We start from the raw sequence: 18,366 nt of genomic DNA, 5'->3' as shown, positions 1-18,366 counted from the left end.
AGGGGCGCTGAGCGGGCTCACGCGCCGGCTCCGGGCAGGATCCTGATCGCGTCGATGCGGATGTCGCCCTGGGTCATCATGGGATCGAGCCGCAGCCCGGTGAGCCGGGTCCCCTGGGCGGGCACGGTGACGGCGTAGGTGCGGGCGCCGCCGCCGGTCACCGCGAACTTCGCGCTCTTGTCCTCGGAGAACGACCCCTGGGCCGCGGTCGTCCAGAAGACCTGCCCCTGGCTGCTCGCGGAGGTCGACATGGTCACCTCGACGGTGAGCCCCCGCGCCAGGTCGAGCGAGAGCGGCCCGTCGTGGACCAGGTACGGATCGCCGCCGGTGGCCGTGGTGGCGAGCACTCCCCCGGAGACGGTGAACGGCGTCAGCTGGTTGGCGGCCGTCCAGCCCTCGGCGTCTCCGTCCTTCGCGAACTCCCACGCCGCGAGCGCGCGGGTGACCTCGACCCGCACAGTGTCGGTCGCCTTCCGTCCGTCGTCGCCGGTCGCGGTCAGCGTGACGTCGTACGGACCGTCCTTCGCCGACGCCGGGGCCGTGACCGTCACGCCGGGCCGCACCGTGACCGGAACCCCGGACGAGGCCGCGTCGTACCGTTGCGAAGCCGGCTCGGCGGTCCAGCCGTCCGGCGCCGAGACGGTGAGCGTGCCGGACAGCCGGTCGGGCGCGATGCCGTCGATCGTGGCGGTGAGGGCGGCGCTGCCGCCGGGCGGCACCCGTACCGACCCTGGTGCGGCGTCCATCGCGAGCGAGCGAACCTCCTGGCCCGGGCGAAGCGTGAGGTCGAGGACGCGCTGCGGGCGAAGCACCACCGGGCCGAGCAGGCCCGACGGATTCGCCCTGTTCTCGAACTCGTTGGCCTGGGTGTTGGTCACCCGCACCTCGACCGTGTTCGTGCCGGGATGGAGCAGATCGGTCACGTCCACGGTGTACGGCCGCCAGTCGACGTGCCGGGGTTGCGAGCCGTTCACCGAGACCGCGGCCAGTTCCCGCACCGACCCGAGGTCGAGCAGCACGCGCCGGCCCTCGGCGAGGAAGTCCTTCGGGACCTCGACCTCCCGGCGGTAGATCCCGGTGCCGGAGAACGCCGGGTCCAGTGCGGTCCACGACCCGAGCGGCCGGCTCACGGGCTGCGCGCCGTCCCGGTCGAACCGGAACGTCCACGCACCGTCGAGCGCGATCGGCGTGAGCGGGCCGTCGACCATCGCGCTGCCGCCGTACGCCTTCCCACCGGACCGTCCGGTGACGTAGACCTCACCCTCGCGCTCCACCGTGACCCGCGCCCGCAACGCGTCGCCGTCCTGCCGCGCTCCGTCCTGCCGCGCTCCGTCCTGCCGCGCTCCGTCCTGCCGCACGGAGGTGACGGTGGCGTTGCTCGCGGTCGCGTGCGGAGTCCGGCCGACCGGGTGCGCGCCGGGGCGGAAGGCGAGCCAGGTCGCCTGGTAGGGCTTCAGCTCCATCGGCACCGTCACCCGGTCGTCGCCGAGCCGGAACACGGGTGCGACACCGGTACGGCCCGTCTCCGGGTCCCAGATCTCCGGCACCTGCGGCACGCTGACCGTAACGTCGGTGCGCACGGTCGAGGCCGAGAGGTTGGTGACGAGGACCGCGTCGTCGGCCGCCCGCTTCACGTGCCGGATTCGTACGTCCGGGGCGGCCGGCGAGAGGGTGACACCGGCGTCGATCCGGTCCCGCAGGGTCGCGGCGAGGTCGGCGCGGGACGGCAGGTAGACGGCGAGACCACCGGCGCCGCCGGCCTTGCGCGAGACCGCCGGCCGGGCGGGGTCGGTGCCGAACAGCGCCTCTAGGCGCCGGCGCAGCTCGGCGTCACGGCCCTGCGCCTCACGGGTCGGCAGGCCGTCGACGGCCACGACCGTGCCGCCCTGGGCGACCAGCCGCTCGGCGGCGGCGAGAGCCTCCAGTGACAGCACCGTCGTCTTGGGCATGACCAGGGCCTGGAAGGTCTGGTCGTGCAGGCGCAGGCGGCCCTTGTCCACCCTGAGCCCGACGTCCAGGTCCGGGTCCCCGGCGAGCGCGAGCTCGTCGAGATAGTCGAAGTCGAGTTGGGCGGCGAGCAGGGCGTTGGACGTGCCCTTCCACGACCCGTCGACCTCGCTCAGCCCGGGGCCGTTGCCGGCGAAGCCGCGTACGGTCCACGGCGTGCCCTCGGCCATCACCGACGAGCTGGGATAGAGCAGCCCCACGGGGTTCACCGCCGTGGCGCCCCGGGCCGGCTCGACGAGCCGGCCGGTGAACGAGGCGTACGCGCCGAAGCGCGGCCAGAAGGTGTTCTGGAAGAACTCGCTCGGCTGCGACTCGAACTTTCGCTGCCCGTCGATCGAGTAGTAGAAGGCGTGGTTGTCGATGAGGTCGACGCCGCCGGCCGCCTCCCACGAGACGGTGCGCTTCATCTCCTCCATCGTGAGGTCCCAGCCGAACGCGCCGAAGGTCTCCGCGAGGTTGCGCTTGCGGTCGAATAGGTGCGCCACCGAGGAATTCAGCTTGGGCGTGATGGCGCTGGTGTCCAGGCCGCTGATCAGGTCCATGCCCGGCAACTGATAATGCTTGCTCATCTCGAACCAGCTGCCGCCCTCGATGAGCCGGTGGCTGCCGAGGTCCTCCTCGACGAGCGGGTTGGAGATCAGGGCGATGTCATGCGCCGCGGCCCAGTCGGCGAGCGGCTTGGTGTGCGCCTCGTTGTAGCGGTCGGAGAGCGCGTCGTAGTAGTCGATCCTGGTCTTCGTGGTGACCGCGCCCGTGTCGTACCAGAGCGCGGTGAGCCGTGCGGTGAGGTCGTACCCGGCGTTGCGGCTCAGGTAGTCGCGGAACCCCGGGGTCCACGGGATGGAGCCGAGCGAGTCCACGCCGCCGCGGTTGTCCGGGAAGTTGTTGTAGAAGCCGGGCTCGTCATTGAAGATCCCCTGGATCGTCGAGCCGAAGTGGGCGCCGAACCGACGCGCGTACGTCTCATGGGTGATGTCGATGAACTTCCGCGTGGCCTTCGGGTTCAGCATGTCGACGTAGGGCTGGTCGGGTTCGAGGTCCGGGTGGTAGTTGACCAGCGGCCGCTGCACGAGGTGCAGCAGGCACCAGCGCCCCTCCGGCACGTCCCAGCGCAGCCGGCCGTCCGGGCCGACCTCGCCGGTCAGCTCGACTGCCGAGTCACCAGCCAGGGCGCCACCACGGGCCTGCCCGCCGGTCACGCAGTTGCCGTCGCCGCTCTTGCGCAACGCCACGGCGGCGACGAGCGAGGACGCCGGCGACTGAGTGACGTCCCAGCGGGCGAGTGCGGCGGAGAAGTCGTCCGCGAGCAGCGTGGCTCCGCCGTCCAGCGAGGTGACCTTCAGATTGTCGAACCTGGCCCGTTCGTCCTGGCCGGAGCGCAGGCCGACGCGACCCTTGTCGAGCGCGCCGATCCGCGGGTCGCTGCGGCTGCCGACCTCCTTGCCGTCGAGGTAGAGCGTCACCGTGTCGCCCCGGATCTCGGTCGCGACATGGTGCCGCTCGCCGTCGCGGATCGTCGTCCCGGCCGGGAGCCGTCCGCCGACCAGCTGGTACGCCCCGTTCACCCGGACGTGCACGCCGAACGTCGAAGCCGCCTCCGGATTGAACGGGGAGGTCGTCGTCAGGTTGACCATGACGAGGTTGGCCGCGTCCCGGCTGTGCAGCGTCCACCCGCCGGCGAGCGCGTCGACGGTCAGGTCGAACTCCATCCGGTATCCCGACCAACCGGCCCCGTCCTTCGACAGGCCGACCTCCCCACCGTTGACGGTGAGGACGCCGTCGGCGACCGACCAGCCGCCCGGCACCGGAACGGGCACCGGCTCGTCATAGCGGGACGGCCCGATCAGGTCCTTGGCGACCGGGGTGAGGTACCAAGGCAGGTAGTCGGGGTCGGCCGGCACCGCCTTGCCGTCGACGTCACCGCCCTTGACCGTACGGCCGCCGGCGAAGCCGCTCGGCCAGTTCAGGTCGTCATACAGCCAGGCCTTCATGCCGCGGCGCTTCGCCTCGGCGAGCGCGAAGCCCACCTTGTCGAAGTAGTCCTTGGACAGGTAGTAGGCGTTCTCACTGACGCCGAACTCCCCGCCGAGCCCCTGCCTGGGGTGGATGAAGAACTCCTCGACGCCCTTGGCCTTCATCTCGTCGAGCTGCCGGGACAGTTCCGCCTCGGTCAGCTCGCCATTCCAGAACCAGAAGGCGTGCGGCCGACCGGTTCCCGGCGGCCGGGCGAACGCGGCCGGGTCGAGCCGTCCGGTCTTCGCGTCCCAACCGGACCGCCCGGTGCCGCCGGGGGCGGTGGCCTGCGCGGCCTGCGGAACGGTCGCCGCAAGGAGCAGTACGGCGACGGACAGTGCGAGGAAGCCGCGCCACGCGCGAGAGTTCATGGGGGTGGTGCCTCTCGTTATTCGTGGACGTTAGATCGTTTCAGCGGGATATGGCGCTCATCGATGGCGGGCCACCAACTCGGCTCCGCATCGGGATCGGGGGGGTCGAGGCATGCTGGGATGACGCGAGCCCCAAGCGTCCACCGGAACTCGCATGGCTATTAAAACGTTTTAATAAGTTCTAATCGATCTTAACTCTCCGCACCGGTCATGACAAGAACATGACCGGGACTCGGGCGGCGCCGACACCAGCCTCACCTATCCGGCTACGCTCGGCTACATACCAATGCCCCCCGAACACCCCTCACTCCGGCATGACCGCTTCCTCATGATCCGGACGTGAAGCACCATGGGAGTCGTGATGCCACAGGATCAAGGCGACTTCACGCCGGACCCCCTCATCCGGGCGTTCGGCGCCCTCCTTCGCCGATATCGCGAAGCCGCAGGGTTATCACGCCGCCAACTCGCCGAAGCACTCGGCTGCAGCTATCAGTGGATCGAGAAGATGGAGACGGGAAAGAAACCCTCGATCGATTCGGCCATCGACCTCGACACGTTCTTCAAGATCCCTGAGAAGACCTTCCAAACACTCGCCGAAGAAATCGAGCGCGCGGGTAAGCGATTTTCGCTGCGCCTGGCTTTCTCAGGTACGCAGAACTCGAGGCTCGATCGCCGTCGATCCGCAAGTTCGAAGCACTCTCGGTAACCGGGCTTCTTCAGACAGAAGACTATGCACGCGAACTGCTCCGATCTGGCCAACCAGTCGAGGAGCAGTTAGAGCATCTTGTCGCGAATCGAATGAGGCGCCAGCAGAAAATATTCGGGCAGGCGACCCCACCTCGTCTGTGGGTCGCCTCGACGAAACAGCGCTACGTCGCCCTATCGCTGCACCCGAGATCATGCGCGGGCAGCATGCGCACCTCATCGAGATGGGAGAACGACCGAACGTCTTCCTCCAAGTAGTCCCCTACAGCACTGGTGGCTACGGCGGACTGGAGGGATCTTCACGGTCCTCACCCTCGATCGGATGACCAGGATCGCCTATTTCGAATCCGCTGGGCATGGCCACGTAGTGGAGGACGTTGACGCGGTAGCCTCCTATGCCGAACGATTCGAGCTGATCAGAGCCGACGCCCTGCCGGTGCACGAGTCGCGCAAGCTGATCACCGCGATTATGGAGGCGACATGAACACGGTGGATTTCTCAGCCGCCGTCTGGCGCAAGAGCACACACAGTGGCGGCGACACTGGTCAGTGCGTCGAGATCGCCGGGCTTCCCCGTGTCGTCGCGGTTCGCGACAGCAAGGACCCGGACGGGCCGAAGCTCAGCTTCTCCCCTGCCACATGGCAGGCGTTCAGCGCGGACGTCAAGAGCGGCACGTTCGACCTGCAGCACTGACGCGGCGTAGTAGTCCGTATCCACGAGGCTCTGTGCTTGAGCACGCGTCGAGACGGAAGATGTCGTACGCGTGGGCGATAAGCCGTTCCCTTACGTTCGATCTCGTCATCAGCGGGGCATTGCCACGTGCCGCTGACATGACCATGAGCATGGAGGACTGCAAGTGAGTTACCCAAACCGGTCGGCCACCCAGTGGCGTAAGAGCATCCGTAGCGGTGGTCAGGGTGGCGAGTGCGTCGAGATCGCCGGGCTTCCCCGTGTCGTCGCGGTTCGCGACAGCAAGGACCCGGACGGGCCGAGGCTGACCTTCTCCCCTGCCGCATGGCGAGCGTTCAGCGCGGACGCGAAGAACGGCGCATTCGACCTGTAGCGCTGATTCGGCGTAGCGAACCCGTCCATGGCGCTCTTGCGGCCCGCCGCTCCCGGATGTGCGGGACGATGTCCCCGTGATGGACGAGCAGATCGATCCGGATATCGCGAAGCCGACGGCGGCTGAGCATGCCGACTCACCCCGGGCCGAGAGACGACGACGGCAGGCACTCAAGCAGGCGGAGTCCCTCGAACGCGACGCCGCCGCGTACCCGGACGAGCGCGAGGAGATTCTGCTGGAGGCGGCGGCGCAATGGTCCCTCGCGGGCGAGGACCAGCGTGCACTGGACATCTATGACGATCTGGCCGCGACGGCGTCCCACGAGGACGCGCAGTGGGCCACCGCAAGCCAGATCGACGTTCTCGCCAAGCTGGGGCGGCACGAGGACGTTGAGGCGGAGATCGCACGTCTGAAGCGGGCCGACGTCCATTCCGGCCCGGCGAGCATCGTGGCCGAGTTCCTGGAGGCCCAGGGTCGGCTGGAAGATGCTCTGACTTGGTTCAACATCGCCTGCCGGGATCTTCCCCCCGGCCAGGACGAGGAGATCACAGAGACCGCCCTGATCGTACGGAGCGAATTGCAGGGACGGGCACGTGTCCGAAAGGCGCTGGGTCTACCACCCGATGCCCTCGACCAGCAGGTCACCGAGGGGCACGCCGAGCTTGTGCGGACACTCGACCGTGCGGCCCCATCATCCGCTGCCGGACAGCCCGTGAACGCGGGATCCTTCTTCGTCCGCGAGGACGTGAAGCGCGCCTTCGCCGAAGACCTCGTCCACGTCGACGCTCCCGGGGACGACGATGTGGCCTCGTACTTTCGCCGCGTGGAGAAAGGATGGCGCGCCACGACCGGCGAACTGGGCACGGCAGGTCTTCGGATTCTTCCCATAACGGTGGACGACGTGCTGAAGTACGGCGCCGAGCAGGGGCGTGACCCGAGGGATCAGCAGACTCGCGCGGACCATCTACAGGACCGCATCGCCGAAGGTGCCCCCACCCTCGCCTGGCCGCCCGAGCGCAACGCCGCCTGCTGGTGCGGCTCAGACCGCAAGTACAAGAAGTGCTGCGGATCACCGAACAACCGATGACCCGCATGCTGTCGCACGTGGGGTTCGCGCGCAGCAGTGGGCGTTAGGCACACTCGGCGGCACCTCAACCTTGAGACCAGCGGTCGACCATGCCATCGAGCGACCAGTTCCCTGTTCCCGGACCGCCGCACCTCAGCGAGGCCCGCCGAGGCGCAGGTCGTCTCGGCAGCTGCCGGCTTCAAGCATCATCAGGGCATGGCAATGATCGAAGTCGTCGTCGGCGACATCACCCATGAGCGAACCGAGGCCATCGTCACCGCGGCGAACGAATCGCTCATGGGAGGTGGCGGAGTGGACGGCGCGATCCACCGGGCGGCCGGCCCGCGCCTGGCCGAAGCGGGCGCGGCGATCGGCCCTTGCGATCCGGGCGATGCGATGGCCACACCGGCCTTCGACCTCGATCCGCCGGTTAGGCATGTGATTCACACGGTCGGCCCCGTCTGGGACGGCGGCGGCCACGGCGAGGCCGAAGTCCTCGCATCCTGCTACCGCCGCTGCCTCGAGGTCGCTGACGAACTCAGCGTAAGCAGCATCTCCTTCCCCGCGATCGCCACCGGCGTCTATGGATTCCCTGCCGAGGAGGCGGCGCGAATCGCGATCACGATCACCTCCGCATCAACCGGCGTCCAGCGCGTGAAGCTCGTCGCGTTCGACGAGACGACCGGTGATCTCCTGACAGCCGAACTCGCTCGACGATCCACCGTGAGGACCCCACTCCACTGAGGTCACGCGGGCTCAATGCGATCAGGTAGAGGTCGAGGTCGCTCTCGATGAAGACGATGATGTGATCGCCTGCCCGGAGCGTCCATCTCCCATCGTCACCGGGCATCGGCCTCATCGGGGATGCCCTGGCGGGCGAGGTGGACCACCACTCTGGCGATCGCCGCCTGAGCTTTCAGGTCGAGCATGTCGTACGCCTGGGAGGCAAGCCGCTCCCATTCGATATGGAAGGACATCAGCCCGTTATCAGCGAGTTTCCGGGATGGAGCGCAACTCCCGCTTGACCTCTTCGGGGAGCCCCGTGCGTTCGATGAACTCATCGACCGTGAAACGCTCGGTCTCGTCTGCGGCCTTCGCGCGTAGGAAACGAGCGTGCAGAGCAGCATGCCGCAACCGCTGGAACTCCTCTACTGGCACCACTACCGGGTCTGCCCGCCCAGGTAACGGGAGAGCAGACCCGTCGCCGCTGTCTCCCAGATGACGGTGTGGGTCATATCTGGTCGCGTTTCAGCATCTGCCGCAACTGATCTGTCGCCATCCCCGGCTGTACCGTCCCGGCGACCTTGCGATCCAGGTAGTGGCGGTGGGCGGCCAACTGCTCGGCCTCGACCTGGCCTTCCCGCAAACGTAGATATTCCCCCAAGGGGACGACGACAGCGGTGTGGTCGCCGAGATGGATCGCCTCGTGCGGGTCGTCGACGGGCGGTTCGCTCATGGCGACGATGATAGCGACGTACGGGTGCCCGACACTGTGGGCAACGGACCGTTGCCCACCCGACGTCCGGGCGACTACGTCACCGCCCTCGGCGGCCGCCTCGTGACCTGTTCGTCCTCGAACTCCCCCTGCTCGGAACCGGCGAGATGACCGACGACCAAGCGCCCGGCGGCGCGGGCCGCTGAGTCCGGCGAACCGCACCCGCCCAGCGGATCGGTGTCCTGAAACGGGCCGGGGCGGGCCGGTTCCGCACGGCCCGTCATTAGGCGATCATCTAGTCGATGGCGACGACACATTCCTCGAGGACCTCACGCGTCGGATCCTCACCGCTCGTTCCCGGTGATCCGCGGCAGCTCGGCGACTATTGGCTCGCCGGCCGGCTGGGGGCCGGCGGGCAGGGCGTGGTGTACGAGGCGTACGACCCGGACGGAAACCGGGTCGCGGTCAAGACACTGCACGGCGACTTCGTCGGAGACGGCTCACTCGACCGGTTCGCCAAGGAGGTCGAGGCGGCCCGGCGGGTGTCGTCGTTCTGCACCGCCCGGATCATCGCCGTGGACCTCGAGCACACCCGGCCCTACATCGTCAGTGAGTACGTTCCGGGTCCCGACCTTCAGCGGGCGGTCGCGACGGGTGGCACGTTCGGACCCGACGAGCTGCACTGGCTCGGCGTCGGTGTCGCCACGGCACTCACCGCGATCCATCAGGCCGGGGTGATCCACCGCGATCTCAAGCCGGCGAACGTCCTGCTCGGTCCCGGCGGGCCTCGTGTCATCGACTTCGGCATCGCCCGAACCGACGAGATGTCACGGAGCGCCACCGGCCAGATCAAGGGCACCCCGCGCTACATGGCACCGGAGACCTTCCAGGGCGAGCGCGCCGGACCCGAGGCCGACATCTGGGCCTGGGGCGCCGTGCTGCTGTTCGCCGCCACCGGCCGTGCCCCGTTCGCCGGCGACCAGTTCGCCGTCATCATGCGCAACGTCCTGCACCACGAACCCGACCTCACCGCGCTGCCCGAATCGCTGCGCGCCACCGTCGCCGCAGCACGTCGCGCTCGCCCGGGCCGGCGGCAAGGTCCGGCTGTGGAGTGCCGGCTCCGGACAGCCCATCGGAGCCGAGTTCGACGTCGACGAGGACGACGACCTGAGCAACGGCGCCCCCGCAGTGTCCTTCAGCCGCGGAGGCGGCGTCCTGGTGGTGCTCACCAGCGGGACGACACAGCTCTGGGACGTGCGCAGCCGCCGGCGGATCCTCCGACGCGACAGCTTCAAGGCGGTGTTCGACACCAGCCCCGACGACCGCCTCTTCGTCGTGTTCGCGGAGTGGGAGATAGAGGTGTGGGACATCCCGCAGCGGCGGCGGCTCCCGCTCTCACGCCTCTGGCCGGGCCCGAAGGAGAAACCGAAGGGCGAGCGGGACGATCTCAGGTTCAGCCCGGACGGCCGGCGGTTCGCGCGCACCGTGGGGAACACCCTCAAGGTGCGGGATCTGACGTCCGGACGAACCTTCGAGGCCCAGAAGAAGGTGTCCGGTCCCCTCGCCTTCAGTTCCGACGGCAAGTTCATCACGGACGGGACCACCATATGGGGACTCGACAACGGTCTCGAGTCGCCCATCAAGGGCGGCCCCCGGAACCCCGACTGCGCCGACGCTCACGTGTTCGGCCCCGGCGACCGTACGCTGCGCTGCGCCGGAAGCAACGGCGCGGTGCTGACCATGGACATCAGCCACTACACCAGGCCGCCCGTACTGTCCGTCGTGGAGGACACGAGCGGCAGGGTGGACCACACGGCGTTCGGCAAGGCGGGCGGCATGCTCGCGACCGAATCCGGTGCTTCGATCCGGATGTGGGACGTGCGCAGTAGACGGCCGACCGGACCTCCGCTGGAGGTCGGGTCACCGGACGAGGCCGTCACAGAGCCCACGAGGCTGAGTAAGGACGGCCGGTTGCTCGCTCATATCTCCGGCATCAACGTCGATATCTGGGACGTGCGCGCGCGGCGGAAGGTGGCCTCCCTCCAGGACCCCGCGTTCGGGCGGGACGGCACCGACCGTCCGGGAACCGGCCTCCAGGACATGGAGTTCGCACCCGACGGGAAGAGCATGGCCCTCTTCCTCAAGGTGGACGGGCAGAGAATCCTGCAGTTCTGGGACGTGACCTCGTCGCAGCGAATCCGCTCGTCCCCGATTACGGCGAGCGAGCCCGAGGACATCAACGACCGGCCCGGCATGGTCTTTCAGCCGGACGGCCGGGCGATCGCCGTGGGCGACGGCGCGGGCCTGTTCGAGTTCCCCTCCGGCCGTCCGCTCAGCGGGCAGAGCCCGCCGCCGGGCACCGTCCTCGCGCTCGGCCCCGACGGCACGACCGCGGCCATCGCCTCGGCGCGGTCCCTCGACGTCTTCCTCTGGAATCCCCGTACCGGGGAGACCGGCGGCCCCCCGCTTCGGGGGCATACGCGCCGTGCGACCCATGCGGCCTTCTCCCCGGACGGCCGCCTGCTCGCCACCGGTGACCTGGACGGCGCCGTCCGGCTCTGGGACGCCGAGGACGACCGGCGATTCGCCTTCGAGCTCACGCCCAATCCCTCGAACATCACGGGCCTGGCGTTCGACGCGACTGGAAGATCGCTCTACACCGTGAGCTGGGACGGCGCTCTGCGCGAGCACGCCCTCGACCTGACCCGGGCCACGTCCGCGCTCTGCACGGCGACCGGTGGGCCGCTAACGAAGGCGGAGTGGAGGAAGTACATTCCCGAGATCCCCCACCGCCGGACCTGCTGAATACACGATCACGGCCGTGGTTCCGGCGTGATCAGGCGGGCTCAATCGCGATCAGGTAGAGGTCGAGTCCCTCACCGGGCGGCGGTGACTCGTTGGAGGAGGTTTCCGATCCTGCTCTCGTCGAGGGTGGTGAGGTGGCGGTCGCGCATGAGAACCCGGCCCGCGACCACGGTGTCCCGCACGTCGGCGGCGGTGGCGGCATAGGCGAGCGTCGACCACGGGTCGTGGCGCGGCAGCAGATGCGGCGCGTTCAGGTCGACGACGATCAGGTCGGCCTGCTTGCCGGGTTCGAGCGAGCCGAGCCGGTCCCCCATGCCCACCGCCCGCGCTGAGCCGATCGTGGCCATCCGCACGGCCTGGCGGGCGTCCACCACGGTCGGGTCGCCGCTGAACCCCTTGTGCACGATCGCCGCGGTGCGCAGCGCCGTGAACATGTCCAGGGTGTTGGAGCTGACCGCGCCGTCGGTGCCGAGCCCGACCGGGACGCCCGCGGCGAGCAGTTCGGGTACGCGGGCGACCCCGGCGGCGAGTTTCAGGTTCGACCCCGGGCAGTGCGCGACGGCGGTGCCCGTGCGGGCCAGCGCGGCGATCTCGCCGTCGGTGAGGTGCACGGCGTGCGCGAGCACGGTGTCCGGCCCGAGCAGCCCGAGGTCGTCGAGCAGCTCGACCGGGCGGCGGCCGTACCTCCCCGCGACCATGTCGACCTCGCCCGCGTTCTCGGCGGCGTGGATGTGCAGCACCGCGTCATGTTCGCGCGCCAGCGCGGTCACCTCGCGCAGCTGGCCGGGATCGAGCGTGTACGTACTGTGCGCCATGACGTACGGGCGGCCGCCCGCGAGATCGGCGCGCGCCCAGTCCAGCCGAGTGGTGAAGTCGCGCCCGTCCGGCGGGCCCTCGATGTCCATGAACGTCGGGCCGGTCAGCAGCCGGAAGCCGGTGCGCACGGCCACCTCGGCCGCCGCCTCGTGGAACCAGTACATGTCCAGGGCGCCGGTGACCCCGGATCGGACCGACTCGGCGATGGCGCACTCGACCCCCACCGCCACCATCTCGGGCGAGAGCAGGGCGACCTCGGCCGCGATGACCTCGGCCAGGAAGCCCTGCAGGTCGACGTCGTCGGCGCGCCCGCGGAACACCGTCATGGCGAGGTGCGTGTGTGCGTTGACCAGCCCTGGCAGCACCAGGCAGCCGCTCGCGTCCAGCACCTCGCCCGCCGCGTATCGCGCCGTGACCTCGGCCGCCGGGCCCACGGCCGCGATGACACCGTCGCGGATCGCGACGGCCCCGCCCGGGACCACCGTGCCCGCCTCGTCGACGGTGAGGACGTCGCCGCCCGTGACGATCAGGTCGGCCAGGTCGGCGCGCTCGGCGGCGGTCACGCCGGCTCGCCGGCCCGGACGGCGAGGGCGGTGAGGGCGTCCAGCGCCACCCGCACCGCGCGCTCGACCGCCTCGGTGACCACGGTGCGGTGCGGGTCGTACGGGGTGTCGTGCTCGTCCACCGCGTTGCCGTCGATGACGACCACCCCACCGGCGCGCAGGCCGCGCATCGAGGCGTGGACGTACAACGCCGAGAGTTCCATCTCGATGGCGATGACGCGCGCCCGGACGTACTCCTCCATCGGCAGCCGCAGCACACCGGGGGCGAACGCCGCGCGGGTCCACACGAGTCCGCGGTGCGCGGGCGCGCCGTGCGCCGCCGCCGCGTCGCGGAGGGCGAGCACCGCCTCGGGCGCCGCCACCGCCGGGTACTCCGGCGGTACGAGCTGGTGGGTGACGCCGTCGTCGCGCACCGCCGCCTCGGCGATGACCAGGTCCCCGTCGGAGATCGCCGCGGTGAGAGCGCCGGCCGTGCCAAGCCGCAGCAAGGTCGTGACGCCCGCCTCGGCGAGCTCGTCGAACAGGCAGACGGCACCGGGCCCGCCGACCCCGTGCGAGGACACCACGACGGGCACGCCCTGCCAGGTCCCGGTGTAGGTGTGGTACTCCCGGTTGCGCGCGACCTCGTGGGAGCCGTCGAGAACGGCGGCGATCCGCGCCGCGCGCTCTGGGTCGCCCACGACCAGGGCATGGGCGGGCAGCCCGGTACGCGGGATTTTCGTGATGGGCAGGACGGTCATGGACACCTTTCCGGGGCCGGGCCGGGCGGGGCTCAGCCGAGCGAGGCGGGCTGTGGCGCCGCGTGCTCGTCGGCGGGGGCCGAGGCGCGACGGGCGCGGCGCCGCGCGGTGGACAGGAAGAGGGCGACGAGCGTCACGAGGTACGGCGCCGCGTCGGCCGCCTGCTGCGGCAGGCCCTGGCCCTGCAGCCGGAAGCCCAGCGCCTCGACGATGCCGAACAGCAGCGCCGCGAGCAGCACGCCCACGGGGGCGGCCCGGCCCAGCATGACCGCGACGACGGCGATCCAGCCCCGGCCAGAGGTCATGTTCTCGGAGAACAGCGTCACGTTGCCGAGCGCGAGCTGGGCGCCGGCGAGCCCGCACAGCGTGCCGCTGGCGAGCACCGCGGCGTACTGGTACTTGGTGACGCTGACCCCGAGGCTGAGCGCCGCGTCGGGCCGTTCGCCCACGCCGCGCAGCCGCAGGCCCCATGCGTGCCTGGACAGGAAGACCGCGGCGACCGCGACGGCCACCCAGGAGAGGTAGACCAGCGGCGACTGCCCGCCGAGCACATCACCGACGTACGGCACGTCGTCGAGCCCGGGTAGGCCGACCGCGCCGAGGCCCTTCAGCTCCGGGTCGCTGAACGCGCCCTGCACCCCGAAGACGGTGCGCAGCAGGAAGGCGGTCAAGCCCACCGCCAGCAGGTTCATGGCGACCCCGAGGACGATCGCGTCCGCCTTCAGCGACACCGACCCGACCGCGAGCACGAGGGAGAAGGCCGTCGTCGCGGCGACCGCCACCAGCACCCCGAGCCAGGCGCTGCCGGTGAACCAGCTGCCGGTGACCGCGCTGAAGCAGCCGACCAGCATCATCCCCTCGAGCGAGATGTTGAACACGCCGGCCCGCTGGCACAGAGCACCGCCGAGCGCGGCGAGCAGGATCGGCGTCAACGCCCGCAGGGCCGAGGCGAGCAGTTCGGCGTCGATGGGCATCAGCTGTCACCTCGGGGTTGCCGCCGGAAGATCCCGGTCCGGACGGCGAGAAAGACGATGATCAACGCCTGCAGCACCGTGGTGATCTCGCGCGGCACCTCGGTGACGCGCTCCATCCCGGCGCCGCCGGTCGTCATGGCCGCGAAGAACACCGCCGCGGCGAGCGTGCCCAGGGGTGCCGCTCCGGCGAGCAGCGCGGCGAGCAAGCCGGTCCACGTGTAGTTCGGGGTGATCAGCGCGCCGTCGATGAACCGGTACGGAAAGCTCAGTACCCCGATCGACCCGACCAGGCCCGCGACGGCGCCGGAGACGGCCATCAGCCGGAGCGTGAGCCGGGGGCGGTCCACTCCGGCGTAGGTGGCGAACCGGGCGTTGCGGCCGGTCATCCGGATCTCGAAGCCGGTCGGGGTGCGGGCGTCGATGACGGCGTACGCGATGACGACCGCGGCCACCAGGAACAGTCCCGCGTTCAGCGTGCCCGACCCGAGCGACGGCAGATGCACCCCGTCCGGGAGCTGCCGGGTCTGCGGCAGGCTGGACCCCTCCTCCTTGAGCGGGAAGCGCGCCAGGTACGACGCCGCCGACATGGCCGGGTAGCTCAGGAGCAGGCTGCTGACCAGCAGCGGGACGCCGAAGCGGTTTTCGCATACGGCGGCGAGCGCCGCGTAGAGGGCGCCCGCCGCCATCCCGGCGAGGATGGCGAGGACGAGGGTGAGCGGGCCGGGCAGCGGGCTGGCGAGCCCGACGGCGGCGGCCGTGATGCCGCCGAGCACCAGCTGCCCGTCGCCGCCCAGGTTGACCAGTCCGGCACGCAGCGGGATCGCCAGCGCCAGCGCCATCCCCGTGACGGGCACGGCCTGGGTGAGCGAGTTGCCGATGCCGTCCGCCCCCAGCGCCCCCGTGACGATCGCCTGGTACGCGGTGAGCGGGTTGGCCCCGGTGACGGCGAGCATGACCGCCCCGATGGCGAGCGCGGTCACGAGGGCGAAGACGATCGGCGAGAACAGCACGCCGCGAATGGCGCGAGGCATCAGGCGGGTCCTTCCGCTGCTCCGGCCATGGCCAGGCCGAGGCGTCTCTCGTCCGCCTCGCCGCGGTCAAGTTCGGTCGCGATCCGGCCCTCCGACATCACGAGGATCCGGTCGGACAGCCCGATGATCTCGCTGAGCTCTGCGGAGACGAGCAGGATGGCGTGGCCCGCGTCGCGGTAGCCGATGAGCCGGGCGTGGATGTTCTGGATGGATCCGATGTCGACACCCCGCGTCGGCTGCTCGACGACGAGCAGGCGGGCGTCATGGGCCATCTCCCGGCCGAGGATCACCTTCTGGTGGTTGCCGCCGGACAGCGTGCTCACTGGGTCGGCCGGGTCGCCCGCCTTGACGCCGAACTCGCCGATCAGCCGGCGGGCGTGAGCTCGCACGGCGGCGGGGCGCAGTAGTCCGCGGACGGTCAGCGGCTCGGCGCGGTGAAAGCCCATGGCGAGGTTGTCACCGATCGAGGCATCAGGGGCCGAGCCGACCTCCGCGCGGTCCTCGGGGACGTACGCGAGCCCGGCGGCGCGGCGGGCGGCCACCGGTGCGTCGGTGACGTCCCGCCCGTCGACCGTGACCCGGCCGCCGTCCGGTGGTCGCAGGCCCACCAGCGCCTCGATGAGCTCGGTCTGCCCGTTCCCGGCCACGCCCGCGATGCCGACGACCTCACCGGCCCGTACGGTGCACGAGACCCGGTCGACCAGGGGGCGGCCCTCTCCGCGCACCGTGAGGCCGGTGACCTCGAGGACCGGCCCACCGATCGCGCCGGCCGGGTAGCGCCGGTCGAGCTCGATCGCCCGGCCCGTCATGGCCTCGGCGATCTCGGCGGGCGTCGTCGCGGCGGTGCGCAGCCGCGCCGCCACCCGGCCGTCGCGCAGCACTGTGACGTTGTCGCTGAGCGCCATGACCTCGCGCAGCTTGTGGGTGACGATCAGCACCGTCCGGTCGTGCGCCGCCAGCCCGCGGAGGACATCGAACAGGGCACCGGTCTCGGCGGGGGTGAGCACGGCGGTCGGCTCGTCGAGGATGAGCACCCGCGCGTCGCGGTAGAGCAGCTTGAGGATCTCGACGCGCTGCCGCACCCCGACCGGCAGCTCGGCCACGGGGGCGCCGGGGTCGACGCCGAGCCCGAACCGCTCGCTCAGCTCCGCGACCTTGCGGCGGGCGGCGGCCCGGTCGATCAGGCCGCGGCGGCGCGGCTCCCGCCCGTACACGACGTTGTCGGTGACCGACAGGCTCGGGAACAGCTTGAAGCCCTGGTGCACCATGCCGAGGCCGGCGGCGATGGCCTGGGTCGGCGAGGTGAAGGACACCTCGCGCCCGCCGATCAGGATCGTTCCGGCGTCCGGGCGCTGCATGCCGTACAGGATCGACATGAGGGTCGACTTGCCCGCACCGTTCTCCCCCATCAGCGCGTGGATCTCGCCGGGGGCGACGGTCAGGTCGATGCCGTCGTTGGCCCGCACACCGGGGAAGTGCTTGACGATGCCCCGCATCTCGACTTCCGCCGACGCGCTCGCGCCCGTCCCGGCGCCGGGCCGCGGCGTCTTCGCCGCGACCCGCGCGCCTTCACCACGGGCGCCGTCGTCACTTGGCGGCAGGGTCATCGATCTTCAGCGTGCCAGTGACGATCTGCTGCCGGAGTTCTTGGACCTTGGTGATCACTGAGGGGCTCTTGGCGATGAGGCACTTTGAGTTCGCGACGTCGCCGAGCAGGCCGGTCAGCGCCACGCCGTCCTCGGCCAGGCCGAAGGACCTGGTCAGGCCCATCTTGCCCTTCAGCACGCCGTCGATCGTGTTACGGATCACCACGTCGGTGCGCTTGACGACGTTGTCGACGACCACCCCGGGCGCGGACGGGCACTGGTTGGTGTCGACCCCCCAGGCGGTGAACTTACCGCCCTTTGCCGCGTCGAAGATCCCGGGGTTGCCCGCCGCGGCGGCTCCCATCACCACGTCGACGCCCTTGGCGGTCAGCGCGTTGGCCTGCTCCTTCGCCCGGGCCGGGTCGGCGAACGGGTTCTGCCCGCCGACGAACAGGTCGGTGAAGGTGATCTCCGGGTTGACCTTCTTGGCCCCCTCGCCGAAGGGGTCGGAGAACCGGTGGAACTGCGGGGTGTCGAGCGCCACGACGGCACCCACCTTGTTGCTCTTCGTGAGCAGCCCTGCCTCGGCGCCGGCGAGGAAGATGCCCTCGTGCTCCCGGAACACCGCGCAGGTGACGTTGCGGTACAGCTTCGTGGTGCAGGAGTCGACGAGCACGAACTGCTGCCGCGGGTTGCGCTCGGCCGCCTGGGCGAAAGCGTCGTTGAACTGGAAGCCGACGGCGACGATCACGTCCGGCTTCTGCTGGGTCGCCGCGGTCACGTTCTGGGTGATGGTGGTGGGGTCGTTGCTCTGCAGCACCTTGGTCGAGCCGCCCTGCTCGATGCCGGCCGCCTCGATGCCCTGGACCGAAAGCTTCAGGAAGGGGTTGGTGCCCACCGGGTTCGGGGTGATCAGTACGAAAGACCTGCCAGGCGCGTCGGCGGCGGGCTCCTTGGTGGCGGAGGCGTTACAGCCGGTCGCGAGCACGCCGAGGCCCACCGCGAGCGTGACCAGGGAACGAAGACGTCGGGGGGACGAGGACATAGAGCAGCCTCTTCTGTGCTGCGGCTCGCGAGCGGGGAGGGGGAGCCGAAAATGGATTTGGGTCGAACGATGGTGATCGTACTGCCCTATTTAACGTGATATGACACTGTTTGAAGGAACCAGTGTCCTGACTGCTAACTTGACTG

Annotated in this window: 17 protein-coding genes and 2 pseudogenes; 8 read left to right on the top strand and 11 right to left on the bottom strand. The window is 70.1% G+C overall.

The annotated features are described in order from the left end of the window. Nucleotides 1–17: 17 nt before the first annotated feature. A complete protein-coding gene (locus HKK74_RS10760) occupies nucleotides 18–4,391 on the bottom strand; it encodes a glycosyl hydrolase (protein WP_187242992.1) in 4,374 nt (1,457 codons plus the stop codon). A gap of 361 nt (nucleotides 4,392–4,752) precedes the next feature. Between HKK74_RS10760 and HKK74_RS10755 the strand changes: the two genes are divergently transcribed. The 6 genes and pseudogenes from HKK74_RS10755 to HKK74_RS10730 all read left to right on the top strand — a co-directional run bounded on the left by HKK74_RS10755 (nucleotide 4,753) and on the right by HKK74_RS10730 (nucleotide 7,969). After that, nucleotides 4,753–5,097, top strand: a complete 345-nt coding sequence (locus tag HKK74_RS10755; RefSeq protein ID WP_246491445.1) for a helix-turn-helix domain-containing protein — start codon at nucleotides 4,753–4,755, stop codon at nucleotides 5,095–5,097. Beyond that, nucleotides 5,013–5,580: pseudogene (locus HKK74_RS41815) on the top strand (DUF5753 domain-containing protein). The gene HKK74_RS10755 and the pseudogene HKK74_RS41815 overlap by 85 nt, the downstream one beginning before the upstream one ends. After that, nucleotides 5,577–5,789 (top strand): DUF397 domain-containing protein, encoded by a 213-nt coding sequence (locus tag HKK74_RS10745; RefSeq protein ID WP_222722126.1) that lies wholly within the window; start codon nucleotides 5,577–5,579, stop codon nucleotides 5,787–5,789. Before HKK74_RS41815 ends, HKK74_RS10745 begins: the two are co-directional and overlap by 4 nt. Before the next feature lie 163 nt (nucleotides 5,790–5,952). Beyond that, complete coding sequence (locus HKK74_RS10740) at nucleotides 5,953–6,159, top strand: DUF397 domain-containing protein (RefSeq protein WP_187242989.1); 207 nt, start codon at nucleotides 5,953–5,955, stop codon at nucleotides 6,157–6,159. A 79-nt stretch (nucleotides 6,160–6,238) separates the two neighbouring features. Then, entirely contained in the window at nucleotides 6,239–7,246 is a 1,008-nt protein-coding gene (locus tag HKK74_RS10735) for an SEC-C domain-containing protein (RefSeq protein WP_246491444.1), read from the top strand. Between the two features lie 201 nt (nucleotides 7,247–7,447). Further along, nucleotides 7,448–7,969, top strand: a complete 522-nt coding sequence (locus HKK74_RS10730) for a macro domain-containing protein (protein ID WP_246491419.1) — start codon at nucleotides 7,448–7,450, stop codon at nucleotides 7,967–7,969. 95 nt (nucleotides 7,970–8,064) lie between these two features. Here HKK74_RS10730 and HKK74_RS10725 read toward each other — a convergent pair whose 3' ends face one another. From HKK74_RS10725 to HKK74_RS10710, 4 genes are all read right to left on the bottom strand, one after another. Then, nucleotides 8,065–8,202, bottom strand: coding sequence for a hypothetical protein (locus tag HKK74_RS10725; protein WP_187242986.1), 138 nt, complete (start codon nucleotides 8,200–8,202; stop codon nucleotides 8,065–8,067). A gap of 10 nt (nucleotides 8,203–8,212) precedes the next feature. Beyond that, entirely contained in the window at nucleotides 8,213–8,383 is a 171-nt protein-coding gene (locus tag HKK74_RS10720) for a hypothetical protein (RefSeq protein WP_187242985.1), read from the bottom strand. Between the two features lie 73 nt (nucleotides 8,384–8,456). Next, nucleotides 8,457–8,681, bottom strand: coding sequence for a hypothetical protein (locus HKK74_RS10715; protein ID WP_187242984.1), 225 nt, complete (start codon nucleotides 8,679–8,681; stop codon nucleotides 8,457–8,459). 74 nt (nucleotides 8,682–8,755) lie between these two features. Further along, nucleotides 8,756–8,944, bottom strand: coding sequence for a hypothetical protein (locus tag HKK74_RS10710; RefSeq protein WP_187242983.1), 189 nt, complete (start codon nucleotides 8,942–8,944; stop codon nucleotides 8,756–8,758). A gap of 18 nt (nucleotides 8,945–8,962) precedes the next feature. On the opposite strand from HKK74_RS10710, the pseudogene HKK74_RS41810 reads away from it, so the two are divergent. Together HKK74_RS41810 and HKK74_RS41345 are read left to right on the top strand one after the other, a co-directional pair. Next, nucleotides 8,963–9,613, top strand: a pseudogene (locus HKK74_RS41810) (serine/threonine-protein kinase); the annotation flags it as partial. Nucleotides 9,614–9,620: 7 nt separating this feature from the next. After that, nucleotides 9,621–11,465 carry a WD40 repeat domain-containing protein gene (locus HKK74_RS41345; protein ID WP_312881401.1) on the top strand — a complete coding sequence of 615 codons (1,845 nt, stop codon included), beginning with the start codon at nucleotides 9,621–9,623 and terminating at the stop codon, nucleotides 11,463–11,465. 71 nt (nucleotides 11,466–11,536) lie between these two features. On the opposite strand, the gene HKK74_RS10695 is transcribed toward HKK74_RS41345, so the two are convergent. Genes HKK74_RS10695 through HKK74_RS10670 form a run of 6 tightly spaced genes read right to left on the bottom strand, consistent with a single transcriptional unit; the run spans nucleotide 11,537 to nucleotide 18,220 of the window. Further along, complete coding sequence (locus tag HKK74_RS10695) at nucleotides 11,537–12,844, bottom strand: amidohydrolase (RefSeq protein ID WP_187242980.1); 1,308 nt, start codon at nucleotides 12,842–12,844, stop codon at nucleotides 11,537–11,539. Further along, nucleotides 12,841–13,584 carry a nucleoside phosphorylase gene (locus HKK74_RS10690; protein ID WP_187242979.1) on the bottom strand — a complete coding sequence of 248 codons (744 nt, stop codon included), beginning with the start codon at nucleotides 13,582–13,584 and terminating at the stop codon, nucleotides 12,841–12,843. Before HKK74_RS10690 ends, HKK74_RS10695 begins: the two co-directional genes overlap by 4 nt. Before the next feature lie 32 nt (nucleotides 13,585–13,616). Continuing rightward, complete coding sequence (locus HKK74_RS10685) at nucleotides 13,617–14,558, bottom strand: ABC transporter permease (protein ID WP_187242978.1); 942 nt, start codon at nucleotides 14,556–14,558, stop codon at nucleotides 13,617–13,619. Next, a complete protein-coding gene (locus tag HKK74_RS10680) occupies nucleotides 14,558–15,589 on the bottom strand; it encodes an ABC transporter permease (RefSeq protein WP_187242977.1) in 1,032 nt (343 codons plus the stop codon). The genes HKK74_RS10685 and HKK74_RS10680 overlap by 1 nt, the downstream gene beginning before the upstream one ends. Further along, entirely contained in the window at nucleotides 15,589–17,196 is a 1,608-nt protein-coding gene (locus tag HKK74_RS10675; protein ID WP_187242976.1) for an ABC transporter ATP-binding protein, read from the bottom strand. Before HKK74_RS10675 ends, HKK74_RS10680 begins: the two co-directional genes overlap by 1 nt. Continuing rightward, a complete protein-coding gene (locus HKK74_RS10670; RefSeq protein ID WP_187242975.1) occupies nucleotides 17,177–18,220 on the bottom strand; it encodes a BMP family ABC transporter substrate-binding protein in 1,044 nt (347 codons plus the stop codon). The genes HKK74_RS10675 and HKK74_RS10670 overlap by 20 nt, the downstream gene beginning before the upstream one ends. Nucleotides 18,221–18,366 lie beyond the last annotated feature (146 nt).

The sequence above is a fragment of the Actinomadura alba genome (genome assembly GCF_014323705.1).
GTDB classification, from domain to species: domain Bacteria; phylum Actinomycetota; class Actinomycetes; order Streptosporangiales; family Streptosporangiaceae; genus Actinomadura_C; species Actinomadura_C alba.
The sequence above is the reverse complement of the archived record's forward strand: the minus strand, read 5'-3'. Positions and strand labels throughout refer to the sequence as shown.

Bases quoted from the DNA above. Each gene is read 5' to 3' on its own strand.
- HKK74_RS10760 (WP_187242992.1), bottom strand. From the start codon at position 4,391: ATGAACTCTCGCGCGTGGCGCGGCTTCCTCGCACTGTCCGTCGCCGTA.
- HKK74_RS10755 (WP_246491445.1), top strand. From the start codon at position 4,753: ATGCCACAGGATCAAGGCGACTTCACGCCGGACCCCCTCATCCGGGCG.
- HKK74_RS10745 (WP_222722126.1), top strand. From the start codon at position 5,577: ATGAACACGGTGGATTTCTCAGCCGCCGTCTGGCGCAAGAGCACACAC.
- HKK74_RS10735 (WP_246491444.1), top strand. From the start codon at position 6,239: ATGGACGAGCAGATCGATCCGGATATCGCGAAGCCGACGGCGGCTGAG.
- HKK74_RS10730 (WP_246491419.1), top strand. From the start codon at position 7,448: ATGATCGAAGTCGTCGTCGGCGACATCACCCATGAGCGAACCGAGGCC.
- HKK74_RS10725 (WP_187242986.1), bottom strand. From the start codon at position 8,202: ATGTCCTTCCATATCGAATGGGAGCGGCTTGCCTCCCAGGCGTACGAC.
- HKK74_RS10715 (WP_187242984.1), bottom strand. From the start codon at position 8,681: ATGAGCGAACCGCCCGTCGACGACCCGCACGAGGCGATCCATCTCGGC.
- HKK74_RS10710 (WP_187242983.1), bottom strand. From the start codon at position 8,944: ATGACGGGCCGTGCGGAACCGGCCCGCCCCGGCCCGTTTCAGGACACC.
- HKK74_RS10690 (WP_187242979.1), bottom strand. From the start codon at position 13,584: ATGACCGTCCTGCCCATCACGAAAATCCCGCGTACCGGGCTGCCCGCC.
- HKK74_RS10685 (WP_187242978.1), bottom strand. From the start codon at position 14,558: ATGCCCATCGACGCCGAACTGCTCGCCTCGGCCCTGCGGGCGTTGACG.
- HKK74_RS10680 (WP_187242977.1), bottom strand. From the start codon at position 15,589: ATGCCTCGCGCCATTCGCGGCGTGCTGTTCTCGCCGATCGTCTTCGCC.
- HKK74_RS10675 (WP_187242976.1), bottom strand. From the start codon at position 17,196: ATGACCCTGCCGCCAAGTGACGACGGCGCCCGTGGTGAAGGCGCGCGG.
- HKK74_RS10670 (WP_187242975.1), bottom strand. From the start codon at position 18,220: ATGTCCTCGTCCCCCCGACGTCTTCGTTCCCTGGTCACGCTCGCGGTG.